The organism is Collinsella sp. AF29-7AC, from assembly GCF_003475665.1.
Taxonomy (GTDB): domain Bacteria; phylum Actinomycetota; class Coriobacteriia; order Coriobacteriales; family Coriobacteriaceae; genus Collinsella.
In genome coordinates this window covers 32,185-48,668 of sequence record NZ_QRQX01000016.1, presented here as the reverse complement: position 1 = coordinate 48,668, position 16,484 = coordinate 32,185, and the positions used below count along the sequence as shown (strand labels likewise).

Here is a 16,484-nt window from a genome sequence, read left to right as displayed (position 1 = left end):
GAAATGGCGCGAAGCACGCGGTTGACAAAACCATAGAGACACGTCCCGGAAAAATCATCCCGCGGGGCTTGTGGCTCACGCGGGATGATGGCGTCTTATTTTATCTTGTCCTGCTCCAGCAGTTCGGACGGTGTGCGATCGGGCTTGCCGCCGCGGAAAATCTCGCGGCCATGCAGACGATGCTCCAGGTCACGTTCGGCCTTTTCCTCGTCAATCTTGGTCTGGCTCACCACCGGGTCCTCAATCAACGACGACACCGAGTTCACCTGCTTCTGAATGCGCTCGGCGATGGTGTCATCCATACTCACGATGCGCATCTTCCAGTCGATACCCGTAGCGTTGGATGAGCTCTTGGTCCACACGAACGTCAGGATGGCGCTCTGGTGGCCCTGGGCGGGAAACATGCCAAAGAAGGAATCGTGCTGAATGTTGCTATCCTCGTCGATATAGGCGTGAACGTTATACACCACGCGGTCGATCTTATCGTTGAGCAACGCGTTGGTCGCAAGCGCCGCGGCCTGAATCTGCCCGTTGGACAGCAGCTCGAGCTCGTTGGCAGACGATGTGTCCAACACCGTCACCTCGACCGTGCCCGTACGCTCATCGGCTTCATCGACGGTAAAGTCGAGCGGGAACTGCGTAAAGCCGTTGCCCCACTCAAGGCCGCCCTTCAGCGCCGTCGAAACGGTATCGACCGAAACGCTCTCGGACAGGTTGGCGGTGTTCAGGCGACGCATCACGCCGTAGCCAATCTGCATGCCCACGATCAGCACCAAAATACCAATGACCACGGCCATCGCGGTCTTCGTAATGGTATGACTCACCTGCGAACCCGAAGGATCATCCTCGGACAGCGGGTCGATATGTTTTGCATGGCTCGCGCGGTCCTCGCTGCGCAGCTGCGCTAGCGCCGCTTTGTCACCGCGCTTGGCCGCAGCCTCCTTCTCACGCATGCGCTCGGTTCGCTTTTTGGCAAGCGTGGGATCCAAGACACCGGATGCATCGATTTCGGAGAATAACTCCGTCACTTCTTCCGGAGTCAAAGGGTTCTTGTCAGCCATAAACTTCCTGTCATATCAATCAGTCGAGCTCGTGCGCACGCGCACCTTCGAACTGCATTCGATAGTAACGGGCATAGGTGCCGCCACGGGCGAGAAGCTGTTCATGCGTGCCACGTTCCACAACGCGACCATGCTCAACGGTCGCAATCTCATCGGCGTGTTTAATGGTCGAGAGACGGTGGGCGATGATGATTGTGGTACGGCCGCGTGCCAGCTCTTCGAGCGACTCCTGGACCGCCTCCTCGCTCTCGTTATCCAAAGCACTCGTCGCCTCGTCCAAGATCAAGATTTTGGGATTCTTGAGAAACACACGCGCGATGGCAACGCGCTGTTTCTGTCCGCCCGAAAGACGGCTGCCGCGCTCGCCCACGACCGTGTCATAGCCCTGTGGAAGCGACTCGATAAAGGCATCGATGTTGGCGCGACGGGCGGCCTCGGCGATCTCTCCTGCCGTAGCGCCCGGCTTGCCGTAGGCGATGTTCTCGCCAATCGTGCCGTCAAACAGATAGACATCCTGCTGCACCAGGCCGATGGCGCGACGCAGGCTCTGCTGCGTCACATCGCGCACGTCCTGGCCGTCGATGCTAATGGATCCGGCGGCCACGTCATAAAAGCGCGGCAGCAGCGAACAGGTCGTGGACTTGCCACCGCCCGAAGGGCCAACCAAAGCGATGGTCTGCCCGGGCTTGATGGACAGGTCCATATGGTCGATAACGGGACGCTCGTCGGCATCGCCCTCGCCCAGCTCAACATCCTCGTAGTTAAAGCACACGTCGTGATACTCCACGGCGCCGGCAGTCACCTGCAGATCCGTAGCGCCCGGCTTGTCCTGGATATCCGGCGCGGTCGAGAGCACCTCGTCCATACGCTTAAAGCCGGCGATAGCCTTCTGATACGTTTCGGCCGAATTGACGAGTGTCTCGAGCGGCGTGCAGAACAGCGAAATATAGAGTGCAAAGGTCGCCATATCGACCGCCTGCAGCTGCCCCTGGGCGACCAGCCAGCCGCCCAGCAGCACCACGATCACATAGAGCACACCCGAAAGCAGGCCATACGTCGCGGTATAGACGCCCATGGCGTGATACATGTTCTCCTTGGACGAAAGATAGCGATTGTTTGAGGCGCGGAACTTGAAGCGTTCGGTCTCCTCATTGGCAAAGCTCTTGACCACGCGCATGCCCGCCAGCGAATCCTGCAGCTGCGCATTGATGCCGCTGATCTTTTTGCGGTTGTCGCTAAAGACCTCGCGCATGCGCATGTTCTGCCAAAACATGATGGCCGAAAACGCCGCCGTCACCACGGCCATGGCGAGCGCCAGCACCGGGGCGATGGTAAAGAGGATCACAAACGAGCCGATAATCTCGATGCCGCAGATGATGATCCACTCGGGCACGTGATGCGCCGCCTCGCAGATATCGAACAGGTCGTTGACCACGCGGCTCATCATGTCGCCCGAGCTGTTGCGGTCGAAGTACGCAAAGCTGAAGCGCTCATACTGGTCGAACAGGTCCTCGCGCATCTTGGACTCCATGCGCGCGCCCATCACGTGACCCCAATAGCTCACAAAGTAGCGGCAGACGCAGCGGACGGCATACATCAACACCAAGCCCACCGCGATCATGCCGAGCGCCTGCATAATGGCAGCCTGACCCTGAGTAAATAGCCCACCGGTCAAATTGCGCAGGATAATGGGGAACGCCAGGTCAATGGCGGCAAGCACCAGAGCGCAAACAGTATCAGCAACAAAAAGCCCCATCTGGGGCTTGTAGTAAGAAAGAAACCTCTTCAGCATAATCACCTTACGCGGTTTTACCAAACCGCGTTTCGTCTCGACGCTGCAAGCGCCCCATTTAGACAATCTGGCCTTCAATCGTCGGTCGCGTATATCCATACGCTTCCCTCCTCTTTTAGACCACCTTGTCTCAAATGGAGCACTTTCGCTGACTTACACAAACCTGCGGGATCATCCCCGCTCGTTAAAGATCGGCCCCACCCAAGCGGTGCGCGATGCTGTCGCAGGCAAGCGCGCCTACGACGGTCTTGGCGTCTTCGATCTTGCCGTCGAGCACGGCGTCGATCAGCTCGTGCAGCGGCACCAGGTCCACGTTGACAAACTCGTCATCATCGGGGTTGGGCGCATCAAACTCGAGCTTGGTAGCCAAGTAGATGCGGATGATCTCATCGCAAAAACCGCAGGACGTGACAATCGACGTCAAAAAGCGAATACGACCAGCCCTAAAGCCCGTCTCCTCATGCAGTTCGCGCTTGGCGCAATCGAGCGGATCCTCGCCTGGATCGAGCTTGCCGGCGGGAATCTCGACCGTCACGCGGTCGATGGCGGTGCGGTACTGACGCACCAGTACGATCTTGCCGCTCTCGGTCAGCGCCACGACGGCCGCCGCACCCGGATGGCGAACGATATCGCGGGCGCTGCGGCGACCGTTGGGCAGCTCAACCTCAAGACGGTGGACGTCGAGGATCTTGCCCTTCCAGGCGCACTCCTCCGAAAGAATCTTCTCGTGCAGCTCGGCATCGTGCGGGTCGTCGTCGCCCAGCACCAGCGCCGGCTCGTCAGCGACCTCGCCACCAGGTTCGCCCTCGGCGTGCCCATACACGCGGCTGTCCTCTTCGACGATCTGCGCGTCCACGAGCTCTTCGTTCTTCTCGTCCATCCGTCTCATTCCTCTCGGATTTTAGGCATCCCAGGCGTCGCGGCCGCGCAGCGCGCGCAGGCCGATGTCGTGACGCAGGGTCTTGCCCTCAAAATCAATCTTCTCGCAAGCCTCGTAGGCAAGGTTGCGAGCGTTCTCAAACGTGTCGCCCAGAGCGGTCACGGCAAGCACGCGGCCACCATTGGTCACGAGCTGGCCGTCCACCACGGCAGTACCCGCGTGGTAAACGGTCACGTTCTCCATGGCCTCGGCATCCTCAATGCCAGTGATGACCTTGCCCTTCTCGTAGCTGCCGGGATAGCCCGCGCTCGTCAGGACAACGGCCACGGCCCACTCGTCACGCCAGTCGAGCTCAATCTGATCGAGCTCGCAGTTGGCGCAGGCGAGCATGACCTCGACCAGGTCGTTCTTAAGGCGCGGCAGCACAACCTGAGTCTCGGGATCACCAAAGCGGGCGTTGAACTCCAGCACCTTGGGGCCGGCGGGGGTGAGCATAAAGCCGCCATACAGGCAGCCGCGGTAGTCGATGCCCTCGGCAGCAAGCTCGGCCACGGTCTGCTCCATGACCGCCACCATCGTGGCGTGCTCTTCATCGGTCACGATGGGCACCGGGCTGTAGACGCCCATGCCACCGGTGTTGGGGCCCTTGTCGCCCTCGAGCGCGCGCTTGTGGTCCTGCGAAGTGGCCATGGGGCGCACGGTCTTGCCGTCGGTAAAGGCCAGCAGCGAGCACTCGGGACCGGTCAGCATCTCCTCGATGACCACGGTGCTGCCGGCATCGCCAAAGGTGCCGCCAAAGCACTCGCGCACGGCCTCCTCGGCCTGCTCAAGTTCGGTCGCCACGATAACGCCCTTGCCCGCGGCAAGGCCGTCGGCCTTGACGACCAGCGGGGCGCCCTGCTCGCGCACGTAGGCGAGAGCCGAAGCCTCGTCGGTAAACGAACCATAGGCTGCCGTCGGAATGCCCGCACGCTCCATGAGCTGCTTGGAGAACAGCTTGGAGCCCTCCATCTGGGCGCCCTCGGCACCCGGGCCAAAGCAGGGAATACCCGCCGCGCGCACGGCGTCGGCCACGCCCGCCACGAGCGGAGCCTCGGGGCCAATTACCACGAGTCCGCATCCGTGGCTCTGAGCAAACGCCGCCACGGCCGCGGGATCGCAGTCGTCGAGAACAACGTTCTCGCCGCAGCTCGCGGTGCCGCCGTTACCCGGCGCAATGTAGAGCTTGCCGGCGCGCGGTGATGCTGCGAGCTTTGCTGCCAAAGCATGCTCGCGGCCGCCGCTGCCCAACAACAGGATGTCGATGGTTTGAGTGTCCGCCTTCAAGGGTGCCTCCTCTATGGATGAATGGCCCGCTCCGCGCGAGCCCTTTGCAAGCAAATATACCCCTCGGCCGCCCACTTGGGCTGCAAAGGGGTATATCGCAATAACCAAATGGTCCCGATTACTTCCAGAATCGGTTGATGATCTGCTCGCGACCAGCGCCAACGCCAATGAACGTCACGCGGGTGTGTGCCAGATCCTCGATAAACGCCACATAGTCCTGAGCCTCTTGCGGCAGCTCGTCAAAGCTGCGGCAACCGGTGATATCGCACTTCCAGCCGGGGAGCTCCTCGTAGATGGGCTTGGCGTGCTCAAAGCGCACCTGATGCTCGGGCACGCTCGTGTAGCGCTCGCCATCGACGTCGTAGGCCACGCACACCTTGATGGTGTCGAAGGCCGAAAGCACGTCGAGCTTGGTCACGGCGATGTCGGTGAGGCCGTTGACGCGCGAGGCATAGTTGGCGATAGGGCCGTCAAACCAGCCGCAACGACGACGGCGACCGGTGGTCACGCCGTACTCATAGCCCTCCTCGGTCAGCGTGTGGCCGGCCTCGGACTCATAGGAAAGCTCGGTGGGCATGGGGCCCGAACCGACACGGGTGATATAGGCCTTCATGACGCCCAGCACGCGGTCAACGTTCTTCATGCCCACGCCGGAGCCGGTGATGGCGCCGCCGGCGGTGCAGTTGGAAGACGTCACGTACGGATAGGTGCCGTGATCGATGTCGAGCAGCGTCGCCTGGGCGCCCTCAAACAGCAGGTCCTTGCCCTCATCGATCATGTTGTTGAGCAGCAGGCTCGTCTCGGTGATGTAGGGACGCAGGCGCTCGGCCATGGGCAGGTACTCGTCGCAAATCTGGTCCACGGTGTAGGTGGGCAGGTTGTAGATGAGCTCGAGCTCGGGGTTCACGCGGGCGAGAGCGGTCTCCAGCTTGTCGCGGAACAGTGCCTCGTCCAGCATGTCCTGCATGCGCAGGCCGATGCGGGCCATCTTGTCCTGGTAGCACGGACCGATGCCGCGCTTGGTGGTACCGATGTTCTTCTTGCCGAGCTTCTGCTCAAAGGCGCCATCCAGATCGATGTGGTACGGCATGATGACATGCGCGTTGCCGCTAATCTTGAGGTTCTTGGTGGTGATGCCGTCGGCCTCAAACATGTCGATCTCCTCAAGGACAACCTTGGGGTTGACGACGCAGCCGTTACCGATCACCGACACATGGTCGGAATACATGATGCCGGAGGGCACCTGGTGCAGGCCGTACTTCTTGCCGTTGACGACGATGGTGTGGCCGGCGTTGTTGCCGCCCGAGTAGCGCACGACGGCATCGAAGTCGCCGGCGACCAGGTCGCAGATCTTACCCTTGCCCTCATCGCCCCACTGGGCACCGACCAAAACGGTTGACGGCATGTTTACTCCTTACATTCATGGACTGTCTACGCGCCACGCCGGCACGCAGAAGCACAAAACATTCCCAGTATACCCGTGCAACGGGCGCCTGTCCTACTCCTCGGCGTGTGCCCCATCAAGCTCATAGAACTTGGTGGATGCCGGCAGGAACATCAGGTCGACGTCGCCGATCGGGCCCGAACGGTTCTTGGCCACGACGATACGCGTAACGCCCTCGTCGGGTCGATCGTCGCGCGAGGCTTCGGCCTCGTCGGCGGAGCGGTCCAAGAACATAACGATATCGGCGTCCTGCTCGATGGAGCCCGATTCACGAAGGTCGGAAAGCTGCGGGCGCTTGCCGGTACGGGATTCGACCTGACGCGAGAGCTGCGACAGCGCGATGAGCGGGATCTTGAGTTCCTTGGCCATGATCTTCAGACCACGCGACATCTCGGAGACCTCGACGGTACGGCTCTCGGAGCGGCGTCCCGGCGGAGGACTCACCAGCTGCAGGTAGTCCAGGATGATGATGGCCTTCTCCTTGTTGTGGAGCATGCGGCGGCTCTTGGCGCGAATCTCGGTCACTGTGGTGCCGGGCGTATCGTCAATCAGAATATCGAGCTTGGACAAGGTCTGCGTGGCCTCGTTGATATTGGCCCACTGCTCGGGGCTAATGCGGCCCATGCGGAAGTCACTGATCGAAATCATGGCGTAGGCGCAAATCAGACGCTGGGCAATTTCCTTGCCCGACATCTCCAGCGAGAAGAAGCCGACGGTATAACCGGCCGCGGCAGCGTTGAGCGCCAGATTCAGGGCGAACGACGTCTTACCCACAGCAGGGCGGGCGCCGATGATGATGAGCTGGCCCTCGCGAAAACCCATGAGCATGCGGTCGAGCGACGGGAAGCCCGTGGGCACGCCCGCAGCCTGGCCGCCTGCCTGGCACACTTCCTCGGCCTCGTTATAGGCCTCGACCATAAACTCGGTCAGCGTCTTGTAGCTCGACTTGACCTCGCGCGCCGTGACCTTGAGCAACTTGCTCTCGGCCAGCTCCACGACCTCTTTGGTATCGGTGGGAGCGTTATAGGCCAGCGCGTTGATCTCGTTGGTGGCGCCGATCAGCTCACGCAGCATCGAATCGCGGCGAACGATAGCGGCATGGTGCTGCCAGTTGACGAGCGACAGGGTCTGACCCATCAACTCCAAAATGTAGGCCTCGCCGCCCACGGCATCAAGCTTGTTGATGCTTCGCAGGTAATCGATCAGCGAGATGGAGTCGATGGGAATGCGGCTGTTGTACATATCGACCATCGCGGTATAGATGGTCTTATGAATGGGCCGGTAGAAGTCATCGGGCTGCAGCTCGACCTGGGCCTCTTCGACCACCTCGGGCGATAGCAGCATAGCGGCCAGTACATTGGCCTCTGCATCTTGGTTTTGGGGAAGACCCAACTTGGAGCCGCGGTCCTCAACCGTCAGCCCGGTCTCCCTATCGTCATATGCCATGAGCATCCTCATTCATATCGCTTGCGAGCATCCATAGTATCAGCCACGGTCCCAAAACGCGCCGCGCGCCGCCAATCATCACCGAACCAAACGGATGAACGGTCCTGTATATAGGACTTCGACGCAACGTTCACCATGACACTCACTCAGCGCAAAAAACAAAAGGGCGCCCTGGTTTCCCAGAGCGCCCTTCTTAGAACAAGATTGTTGCGTTGCAGCAAATGCTACTCGGCAGCAGCCTCAGTCTCGACCTCGGCGGTCTCGGCCTCGGCGACCTCAGCGGCCTCCTCGACCTCAGCCTCGGCAGCGAGCTCCTCGGCGGTAACGCCGACGAGAACGACAACCTCGGCCTTGATCTCGCGGTACAGCGAGATGGCAACGGTGTGGGCACCGGCAACCTTGATGGGCTTACCGAGCTCGACGCGCTTGCGGTCGATGTCCATACCGAGCTGAGCCTTGATGGCGTCAGCGATCATAGCGGCGGTAACGGAGCCAAAGAGGATGCCCTCGTCGCCGACCTTGACGTCAACGGTGACCGTCTTGCCCTCGAAGGCAGCCTTGGTCTCGTTGGCGGTAGCCAGACGGACGGCCTCGCGCTTGGCGATGTTGTTGCGACGCTCGTCAAGCTGCTTGAGGTTGCCCTTGGTGGCGGCAACAGCGAGCTTCTTGGGGAACAGGAAGTTCTCAGCGTAACCCTGAGCGACCTCTACGACGTCACCCTCGCCGCCCTTGCCCTTGATCTCATCGAGAAGAATAACCTTCATGATGCGTCTCCCTTCTTAGCCGCGGTCGCGGTTGCCACGAGAGGAAACCACGGGGACGGTGTACGGCAGGAGAGCCATCTCGCGGGCGCGCTTGATGGCGTTGGCGATGTCATGCTGATGCTGCGTGCAAGCGCCAGTGACGCGACGGGGCTTAATCTTGCCACGGTCGGTCATGTACTTACGGAGAAGCTGAGTGTCCTTATAGTCGATGAACTCAGTGTTCTCCTTGCAGAACTGGCAGTACTTACGACGCGGCTGACGTGCAGAAAAATCATTAGCCATGTCAAAATACCTTTCGTTTGGCAACTTCGGCGAACCGAAGCCGCCTCTCACTCAAAAATAGGTGAACAACCCTTAGAACGGGATGTCCTCATCGTAGACGTCGACCGCGGGCGGCGTAGCCACCGGTGCGGCAGGACGTGCTGCGGGCGCGGGAGCTGCGGGGGCGTAACCGCCCTGGTCGTAGCCACCCTGGCCACCACGGGAGCTCATAAACTCGATCTCATCGACGATGACCTCAAGCTTGCTCCGGCGCTGGCCGTCGCGCTCCCAAGAGCTGTAGCGCAGCTTGCCCTCGATCGCGACCTTGTTTCCCTTTGCCAGGAAACGGCTCACGGCCTCGGCGCGGGTGCCGAACATGGTGCAGTCGACAAAGTTGGGATAGTCCTCCCACTCGCCAGTCTGCGCGTTGCGGCGACGATCGTTCACGGCGACGCCAAAGGACAGAACCTGGGTTCCGCCGGCGGTGGCGCGCAGCTCGGGATCGCGGGTGAGGTTACCGGTGATGTTCACTCGATTGATGCTCATAACTCACTACTTCCTCTTGGGGCACAAGCCCAGTCCAAAACGACAGTCTTACTCCTGGTCGTCGCGACGGACGATCATGTGGCGGACCACAGCGTCGGTGATGCGCAGGACGCGATCAAGCTCGGCGATCTGGGTAGGATCTGCGTGGAAGTTGATGAGGGTGTAGTCACCATCGGTGAGGTCGTTGATCTCGTAGGCGAGCTTGCGCTTGCCCCACTCGTCAACGGAGTCGACCTTGCCAGCGCCCTCAGCGATCGTGGTATCGATACGCTTCATAACAGCGAGACGAGTCTCGGGGTCGAGCGACGGGTCAACAAAGAACAGCAGTTCATAAGCCTTCATATTGTCACCTCCTCTGGGCAAATGTGGCTTCAGGTCGTGAAGGTGCGCCTGAAGCAGGAAAAGACTTGGTAATAATATCTTTCAACCTCCCAGGCCGCAAGAATATGCAGCTACAACCTCATGACCTCCACATATGCCCATACTCACACGGCATTTCATGCGCATTCCAACCAAATGCTGACCAAATGCTTGACGGATCTGTGGACAAGATACGGTGCCGTGGTGACAAGCTGAGCCAGGCCGCAGGTCAACGGGCACAAGGCTGTGGTCGCGAAATGCATACCAGTGGTCCACAGCACCACCCAAAGATTTTTAAATTCATTGCCAAGTCGCTTATGAATACCCCTTTTGAACAATTGAGTTGATCAACCGCGCTGGTCGGAAGCCGTTTTTTGGCACCTCAAACCCCGCTGCAGAGCCAAGCGCGGCCGCACGTTTTAAAAATTGCCAAGTTTTCTGTTTGCACTTTTCGATTCCTCGTGTATACTGACTTTCGCATTTAACGGAGAGTTGTCCGAGTGGCCGAAGGAGCACGATTGGAAATCGTGTAGGCGTCAAAAGCGTCTCCAGGGTTCAAATCCCTGACTCTCCGCCAGTTAATTCCAAAGCAGGCCTTCGAGCCTGCTTTGTTTTTACCCCACGCGGAGGGGTGGCAGAGTGGTTGAATGCGGCGGTCTCGAAAACCGTTTGGCCTGTATAAGGTCACGAGGGTTCGAATCCCTCCTCCTCCGCCATTAGATGGTATAAGCCCCAGCAATGGGGCTTTTTCTTTTCGGGCACATTTCAATAACGCGCAGGAGGAGGGATTCGAACCCGCCAGGGCGCGGAGCGTAAAGAAAACGCGCCCGTGGCGCGTTTTTAGCGCAGCGCGGTCGGCGTAAGCCGACCGGATAAATTTTGAGCAAAGCTCAAAATTTGGACATCCCTCCTATTCAGCCACGCCCCCATCGCGTTCAGCATCGACCCAGATCCCCAAACATGGAACCTACGCCCCCACCCAGTCCCGACCGTTTACCGAGCAATAGGATCACCACGCCCGCCAACCATGTACTATGTACGGGCATTGTCTAAACCCGCAACCAAAAGGACCCCATCTTGCCCGTCGTCGCCGCTATGACCGTTACCTCACACGCCACAGATGCCATGGTCGCCATCCCGTTTTGGCTCGAAATGTTCGCCGTCGTCGCGGCTTCAATCTCGGGCGTGTTGGTCGCGCGCGAGCACAAGCTCGATCTGGTGGGCGCGGTCGCGCTTGCCGTGGTCTGTGGCTTGGGCGGCGGTCTTTTACGCGACATGGCGCTGCAGGTGGGCAACGTCTACATCCTCAACCAGCCCATGGCACTACCGCTCTCCATCGCCACAGCCGCCATCATCTATATCTTCCCGGCAATCGTCGATAAGCCCGAAAAACTCATTCCCCTGCTCGACATCATCTCGGTCGGCATCTATGCAGCAACCGGCGCGGACAAGGCGTTGGTGTACGGATTTGCGCCCGCCGTATGTATCATGATGGGCTTCTTTACCGCCGTGGGCGGCGGCATGCTGCGCGACGGCTTTATGGGCGTGGTCCCGGGCATTTTCCAACGCACCAACTTCTATGCCATCGCGGCCATCGCCGGATCGGCAAGCTATGTAGCCCTCGTCATGAGCGGCCTCATGAGCAATGTTGCCGCGCTGGTCGTATGCGTTGTGGTGACCATGGGGCTGCGTTGGCTATCACTGCGCTTTGACATTAAAAGCCCTACCGAGGAAGACATCGCGCGCTTTTTGCACCGTAAAAAGTAGGTAGCACAGCACAACCCCTCGAAATGCAACCGAGAGATTCTTTTAGAGCGCCCGCGCGTTGGGTACCCTGTTAGATACCTGTCGAGTATCTAACGAAGGATTCACTATGCCTTGCAACCAAGTACCGTCGATCCGGCGCCACAAAGCGCAGGCCCGCATCACCATCCTATTCGCGCTGATTGCGCTCGCGCTCACCGCACTTCCCACGGTGTCGTTCGCCGGCACCGACACCGCGGGAAACGTGCTCGCAACCGAAGTTGACTCAACTCCGTCCGGTATCGAAGGCGACCTGTACTGGGCCGGCCAAAGTCTCAACCTAGACGACGCCTCCATCGGCCGCGATATTATCGCGGCGGGTGAGAACCTGTCGATTCGCGATTGCACCGTAGGCGGCGCCGTTCGTCTGGCGGCACGCACCATCGATATCGCCAAAACCGCAATCGATGGCAGCGTCACGGTGGCCGGCCAGCACGTCGTGCTCAACACCGGCAGCACCGCCAACTGTTTTTACGCGGCAGGCGAAACGGTCGCCCTGCGCGGCTCCGCCAAATCGGCGGCGCTTGCCGGCGACACCGTAACCATCGACGGCACCGTCGATGGCGATGTTGAGGTCTGGGCCGACAAGCTCATCCTGGGTAAAAACGCCCGCATCACCGGCACGGTGAACGCCCACGTCTCACAGGACCCCGAGCGGGCCGAGGGCGCCCAGGTCGGAGCTCTCAAGATCGACCGGACCGAGAACGAGAACACCTCTACGGCCAACGACATTATCGGCGGCATCGTTGCCGCGGCGCTTTCCACCTGCTTTGTCGCCATCCTGCTTGAGCTTGTCTTTCCACGCGCAACCGCCAGCGCTGCCGGCATGCTCCATCAGCGTCCCATGCCGCTGTGGGTAAGTGGTCTTCTGGGCACGGTCGCCGCCGCTCCCGCCGTGCTGCTGCTCATCATCTCGATTGCAGGCCTGTCGCTCGCCGCCGCCCTCATGTGCGGCGTCATCGGCATCGCTTTGGTCTCGGCGGCATTTACGGGCACCGCGGTCGCGCGCATGGTCGGACACAACCAAAACCGCTACGCCATGGCCGCCGTGGGCGGTATCGTCGCGGGCGCACTCACGGCACTTCCTCTTATGGGCAACTTTGTCAGCGGTGTAGCCTTCGTCTTCACGCTCGGCTACGCCATCCAGATCATCTGGCGCAACGCCCACCTCAAGCCGCAGCAGCCGGCTAACACGCCAGGACTCCCCACCGCCTAGCCGCCAACCACCACAAAAGGGCCAGGCACCTTTGTGGTGGCGCAAAGCAACCTGATCCCATTGCACCAAAAAGGGCGCCGACCATTGCGGTCGACGCCCTTTCTTATTGGCAGTTATAAGCCCCAGCGCTTATTTGTTGACCTGGCCGGCGCGGACGGCTGCCTTCTTACGGTCGGTGGCGTTGAGCAGACGCTTGCGCAGGCGGATGTTCTTGGGAGTAATCTCGACCAGCTCGTCGTCGGCGATGTACTCCAGCGCCTCCTCCAGCGAGAAGGTGCGGGGCGGCACCAGCTGGACGGAGATATCGGAGGTCGAGGAACGCTGGTTGCCCAGGTTCTTGGTACGGGCGATGTTGACGACCATGTCGCCGGCCTTGCTGCGCTCGCCCACGATCATGCCCTCGTAGCACTCGGTGCCCGGCTCAACAAACAGCTGGCCGCGCTCCTGCAGCGTACCCAGAGCGTAGGCGACGGCCTTCTCGGTGGTCATGGAGATCATGGCACCGTTCTGACGGTTGCCGATCTCGCCGGCGTAGGGGCCATACTCCAAGAAGGTGTGGTAGAACACGCCCTCGCCGTGGGTGACGTTCATGATGCGGTTCTTAAGGCCCATGATGCCACGCGTCGGGATCTTAAACTCAAGGTGCGTCACGATGCCCGAGGTATCCATGCTCGTCATGATGCCACCGGAGGTGCCGAAGACCTCAACGACCTTGCCCGAGTACTCGTCCGGGCACTCGACGACGGCCTGCTCGACAGGCTCCATCTTGTTGCCGTTCTCGTCCTTCTTAAACAGAACGCGCGGACGACCGACCTGGAACTCAAAGCCCTCGCGGCGCATGGACTCCATCAGAACGGACAGGTGCAGAATGCCGCGGCCCGAGACCTCGACGCCGCTCTTGTCCTCGAGCTCCTCGATCTTCATGGTCACGTTGTTCTCGGCCTCGTTGAACAGGCGCTCCTTGAGCTGACGGGCGCCAACGATATCGCCGTCGCGGCCGACGAGCGGGGAGGTCGAAGCCTCAAAGACGATGGACAGGGTCGGCGGGTCGATCTCGATGGGCTCGAGCTCGACGGGATTCTCGGGGTCGGTGTAGACATCGCCGATATCGGTGCGGTCGATGCCCACAACGGCGGCAATGTCGCCGGCGCCGACTTCCTGGCACTCGGTACGGCCCAGGTAGTCGAAGGTAAAGAGTTGCTTGACGGTAGCGGTGGCGCTGGAGCCGTCGTTCTTGACGACCAAGATCTGGTCGCCCTGGTGGATGGTGCCGGAGTACACGCGGCCGATGCCGATACGGCCGACGAAGTTGGAGTGATCGATGGTCACGCACTGCATGGCCAGCGGAGCGGTCTCGTCAACCTCGGGTGCGGGCATGTCGTCGATGATCATGTCGAGCAGCGGGTACATGTCCATGTTGCCGTCCTCGGGATCATGACGGGCAAAGCCGTTGACGCCGCTGGCGTAGATGACATGCTCCATGGCAAACTCAAGCTGGTCGTCGGTAGCGCCCAGGTCGGCCATAAGGTCCAGGCAGTCGTTGTAGGCCTTCTCGGGGTTGGCACCCGGACGGTCGATCTTGTTGATGACGATCATGATCTTAAGGCCGGTATCGATAGCGTGACGCAGCACGAAGCGGGTCTGGGGCATGGGACCCTCAAAAGCGTCGACCAGCAACAGGGCGCCGTCGGCCATACGCAGCACGCGCTCGACCTCGCCGCCGAAGTCGGCGTGGCCCGGGGTGTCGATGACGTTGATCTTAACGTCCTTGTACTCGATAGAGATGTTCTTGGCGAGAATCGTAATGCCGCGCTCGCGCTCCTGGTCGTTAGAGTCCAGGACGCGGTCCTCGACCTGCTGGTTGGCACGGAAGGCGTCCGTGGCACGCAGGAGCTTGTCGACCATCGTCGTCTTGCCGTGGTCGACGTGGGCGATGATGGCGATGTTCCTCAGATTGTCTACGCGCATGTAGTTCCCCTATCTTCTATCCATATACAAACGGCACGCGTATGCGACCCGCCCAGCGATACAACGCTCAGCGGGAATATTGAGCCTTTTACCGAAAACTCGTTTATTTTAGCGATTTTAGATAAGAGGGGTTTCCTCACCTGCAGGTTCAGGGTCGCTCCACATAAAACCATCGCCGGCACCCATGCCCTCATACAGCACGTATGCCGAAAAACCGCTCTCGAGCGTGGTTTCGAAGAAGCTCACGAGCAGAGCATCGTGATAGCCGCCGTCAATCTCGACGCAGCCGGTGTAGCCGATGGCATAGCGGGCGATACGGCCCAGGCCCTCGTCCTTAAGACCCATCTTGTGCTCGGAGATAAAGTTGGTGGCAGCCTCCAGGCATGCCTCCTCGCCATCTTCGTCGAGTGCGGCCAGATAACGGTTGGAAGCGGCGTCCTCAATTGCCACAACCACGCCCGGGTTCTCGCCCACGGCCAGGTCGTCCAAGAAGGCGCCAATCAGATCGCACACCATGGCGTCGAGCTCGGCGGAGACGTTACCGGCGTCCTGCATATCCTGTGCCATCTTTAGACCTTCCCATCGAATCCGGCGTCGTTACAGTTCTTGTGCCTCAGCAGCGATCTTGGCGGCAGCGTCGCGGGCGTGCATCATATCCACCGCACGCTTGTCGAGCACCTTGATCTGACTGGTCAGCATTACCGCGTCGACCACGCCCCAGATTACCAGGCCCGTAGAGATCGAAAACCCAAGCGCACCAACTGTACCACGAAGGCGCGAGCAGATTGCCGCGACAAGGGCGGAGATGACAACCATCTTGATAAACGAGCCGCGGCGCTCGCGAAGCGTACGGGCCTGTGTCACATAGGCGAGGCGGGCCGCCTCGGATGCTTCCGAGCGCATCTGGGCTTCACGCGCGATGGCGGCCGCTTCAGCCGATACGCGGGTACCCATCAGCGACCTCTCCGCTCGCGTGCCAGACATTTAGAAGTCATCGGGGGAGAGCGTATGGACGAACTCGTCGAACTTCTCGAACTCCTGCTCGTCGTCGACTTCCTCGGCGTGGGTAGAAACAGTGCCCAGGCGATTCATGATGTCGTCCTCCACAAACATGGGGGCATTGCTGCGCACGGCCAGGGCAATGGCGTCACTGGGGCGGGCGTCGATCTTGCGCTCCTCGCCATCGGCCAGTACGACGATCGTCGCGTAGAACACCGGCGGCTCGGCGCGAACGATCTCGATGCGCTCGAGCTTGGCGCCCAGGGCGTCAACGGTATCGAGCAGCAGGTCATGGGTAATCGGGCGCTCGGCGCGGCCGCTATCGATGCCGCGGCTGATGGCAGCAGCTTCAAACGAACCAGTCTGAATGGAAAGGGAACGCAGCGGCGCGGGCGAGTCCGATTTGCTGCTGCGCTCACGAAGTACGATAAGCGATGGCACGGGACCGGCGGCCATGACGATGGTCTCTATGTCGACACGAACCATGGAACACCTCCGGTACGTAGCGGTTAACACGCGGCAGCCCGCCGCATTGAATAGCTATACTACCCAATCTTTCGCCCAGCACACAAAACCAAAATGAGATTTATCGCAGACAAGAAAAAAGCCCCGAGGCAA

16 protein-coding genes and 2 tRNA genes are annotated in these 16,484 nt (G+C 60.4%); 4 read left to right on the top strand and 14 right to left on the bottom strand.

Annotated features, from left to right (window positions below):
* Positions 1-95: 95 nt before the first annotated feature.
* The 10 genes from DWZ15_RS07960 to rpsF all read right to left on the bottom strand — a co-directional run bounded on the left by DWZ15_RS07960 (position 96) and on the right by rpsF (position 9,862).
* Positions 96-1,061, bottom strand: coding sequence for a hypothetical protein (locus DWZ15_RS07960; RefSeq protein WP_118450333.1), 966 nt, complete (start codon positions 1,059-1,061; stop codon positions 96-98).
* 19 nt (positions 1,062-1,080) lie between these two features.
* On the bottom strand, positions 1,081-2,853 hold the full coding sequence (locus DWZ15_RS07955; RefSeq protein ID WP_118450332.1) for an ABC transporter ATP-binding protein: 1,773 nt from the start codon (positions 2,851-2,853) through the stop codon (positions 1,081-1,083).
* Between the two features lie 184 nt (positions 2,854-3,037).
* The gene (locus DWZ15_RS07950; protein WP_199580054.1) at positions 3,038-3,733 is read right to left on the bottom strand and encodes an NUDIX domain-containing protein; all 696 of its coding nucleotides are present in this window, start codon (positions 3,731-3,733) and stop codon (positions 3,038-3,040) included.
* Positions 3,734-3,754: 21 nt separating this feature from the next.
* Positions 3,755-5,059, bottom strand: coding sequence for a phosphoribosylamine--glycine ligase (gene purD / locus DWZ15_RS07945; RefSeq protein WP_089572586.1), 1,305 nt, complete (start codon positions 5,057-5,059; stop codon positions 3,755-3,757).
* Between the two features lie 118 nt (positions 5,060-5,177).
* Entirely contained in the window at positions 5,178-6,464 is a 1,287-nt protein-coding gene (locus DWZ15_RS07940) for an adenylosuccinate synthase (protein WP_022094075.1), read from the bottom strand.
* Positions 6,465-6,557: 93 nt separating this feature from the next.
* On the bottom strand, positions 6,558-7,955 hold the full coding sequence (dnaB, locus tag DWZ15_RS07935) for a replicative DNA helicase (RefSeq protein WP_006235827.1): 1,398 nt from the start codon (positions 7,953-7,955) through the stop codon (positions 6,558-6,560).
* Between the two features lie 218 nt (positions 7,956-8,173).
* On the bottom strand, positions 8,174-8,713 hold the full coding sequence (gene rplI / locus DWZ15_RS07930; RefSeq protein ID WP_022094073.1) for a 50S ribosomal protein L9: 540 nt from the start codon (positions 8,711-8,713) through the stop codon (positions 8,174-8,176).
* A gap of 15 nt (positions 8,714-8,728) precedes the next feature.
* On the bottom strand, positions 8,729-8,995 hold the full coding sequence (gene rpsR / locus DWZ15_RS07925) for a 30S ribosomal protein S18 (RefSeq protein WP_006235829.1): 267 nt from the start codon (positions 8,993-8,995) through the stop codon (positions 8,729-8,731).
* A 72-nt stretch (positions 8,996-9,067) separates the two neighbouring features.
* Complete coding sequence (locus tag DWZ15_RS07920; RefSeq protein ID WP_006235830.1) at positions 9,068-9,520, bottom strand: single-stranded DNA-binding protein; 453 nt, start codon at positions 9,518-9,520, stop codon at positions 9,068-9,070.
* Positions 9,521-9,568: 48 nt separating this feature from the next.
* Positions 9,569-9,862 carry a 30S ribosomal protein S6 gene (gene rpsF, locus DWZ15_RS07915; RefSeq protein ID WP_006235831.1) on the bottom strand — a complete coding sequence of 98 codons (294 nt, stop codon included), beginning with the start codon at positions 9,860-9,862 and terminating at the stop codon, positions 9,569-9,571.
* Positions 9,863-10,366: 504 nt separating this feature from the next.
* On the opposite strand from rpsF, the gene DWZ15_RS07910 reads away from it, so the two are divergent.
* From DWZ15_RS07910 to DWZ15_RS07895, 4 genes are all read left to right on the top strand, one after another.
* Positions 10,367-10,457: transfer RNA gene (locus DWZ15_RS07910), tRNA-Ser, on the top strand.
* 48 nt (positions 10,458-10,505) lie between these two features.
* Positions 10,506-10,596: transfer RNA gene (locus DWZ15_RS07905), tRNA-Ser, on the top strand.
* Positions 10,597-10,957: 361 nt separating this feature from the next.
* Positions 10,958-11,647, top strand: a complete 690-nt coding sequence (locus DWZ15_RS07900; protein ID WP_233544687.1) for a trimeric intracellular cation channel family protein — start codon at positions 10,958-10,960, stop codon at positions 11,645-11,647.
* Between the two features lie 106 nt (positions 11,648-11,753).
* A complete protein-coding gene (locus DWZ15_RS07895; protein ID WP_118450331.1) occupies positions 11,754-12,899 on the top strand; it encodes a polymer-forming cytoskeletal protein in 1,146 nt (381 codons plus the stop codon).
* Between the two features lie 129 nt (positions 12,900-13,028).
* Here DWZ15_RS07895 and typA read toward each other — a convergent pair whose 3' ends face one another.
* The 4 genes from typA to DWZ15_RS07875 form a co-directional block, all read right to left on the bottom strand.
* On the bottom strand, positions 13,029-14,867 hold the full coding sequence (gene typA / locus DWZ15_RS07890; protein ID WP_117584035.1) for a translational GTPase TypA: 1,839 nt from the start codon (positions 14,865-14,867) through the stop codon (positions 13,029-13,031).
* 117 nt (positions 14,868-14,984) lie between these two features.
* Positions 14,985-15,434, bottom strand: a complete 450-nt coding sequence (locus DWZ15_RS07885; protein WP_117840256.1) for a hypothetical protein — start codon at positions 15,432-15,434, stop codon at positions 14,985-14,987.
* Between the two features lie 30 nt (positions 15,435-15,464).
* Entirely contained in the window at positions 15,465-15,821 is a 357-nt protein-coding gene (locus tag DWZ15_RS07880; RefSeq protein ID WP_118450330.1) for a hypothetical protein, read from the bottom strand.
* Positions 15,822-15,851: 30 nt separating this feature from the next.
* Positions 15,852-16,352 (bottom strand): bifunctional nuclease family protein, encoded by a 501-nt coding sequence (locus DWZ15_RS07875; RefSeq protein ID WP_099432413.1) that lies wholly within the window; start codon positions 16,350-16,352, stop codon positions 15,852-15,854.
* Positions 16,353-16,484 lie beyond the last annotated feature (132 nt).

Bases quoted from the DNA above. Each gene is read 5' to 3' on its own strand.
- DWZ15_RS07885 (WP_117840256.1), bottom strand. From the start codon at position 15,434: ATGGCACAGGATATGCAGGACGCCGGTAACGTCTCCGCCGAGCTCGAC.
- DWZ15_RS07920 (WP_006235830.1), bottom strand. From the start codon at position 9,520: ATGAGCATCAATCGAGTGAACATCACCGGTAACCTCACCCGCGATCCC.
- dnaB (WP_006235827.1), bottom strand. From the start codon at position 7,955: ATGCTCATGGCATATGACGATAGGGAGACCGGGCTGACGGTTGAGGAC.
- DWZ15_RS07950 (WP_199580054.1), bottom strand. From the start codon at position 3,733: ATGGACGAGAAGAACGAAGAGCTCGTGGACGCGCAGATCGTCGAAGAG.
- DWZ15_RS07875 (WP_099432413.1), bottom strand. From the start codon at position 16,352: ATGGTTCGTGTCGACATAGAGACCATCGTCATGGCCGCCGGTCCCGTG.
- typA (WP_117584035.1), bottom strand. From the start codon at position 14,867: ATGCGCGTAGACAATCTGAGGAACATCGCCATCATCGCCCACGTCGAC.
- DWZ15_RS07940 (WP_022094075.1), bottom strand. From the start codon at position 6,464: ATGCCGTCAACCGTTTTGGTCGGTGCCCAGTGGGGCGATGAGGGCAAG.
- rplI (WP_022094073.1), bottom strand. From the start codon at position 8,713: ATGAAGGTTATTCTTCTCGATGAGATCAAGGGCAAGGGCGGCGAGGGT.
- DWZ15_RS07895 (WP_118450331.1), top strand. From the start codon at position 11,754: ATGCCTTGCAACCAAGTACCGTCGATCCGGCGCCACAAAGCGCAGGCC.
- DWZ15_RS07880 (WP_118450330.1), bottom strand. From the start codon at position 15,821: ATGGGTACCCGCGTATCGGCTGAAGCGGCCGCCATCGCGCGTGAAGCC.
- rpsF (WP_006235831.1), bottom strand. From the start codon at position 9,862: ATGAAGGCTTATGAACTGCTGTTCTTTGTTGACCCGTCGCTCGACCCC.
- DWZ15_RS07955 (WP_118450332.1), bottom strand. From the start codon at position 2,853: ATGCTGAAGAGGTTTCTTTCTTACTACAAGCCCCAGATGGGGCTTTTT.
- DWZ15_RS07960 (WP_118450333.1), bottom strand. From the start codon at position 1,061: ATGGCTGACAAGAACCCTTTGACTCCGGAAGAAGTGACGGAGTTATTC.
- rpsR (WP_006235829.1), bottom strand. From the start codon at position 8,995: ATGGCTAATGATTTTTCTGCACGTCAGCCGCGTCGTAAGTACTGCCAG.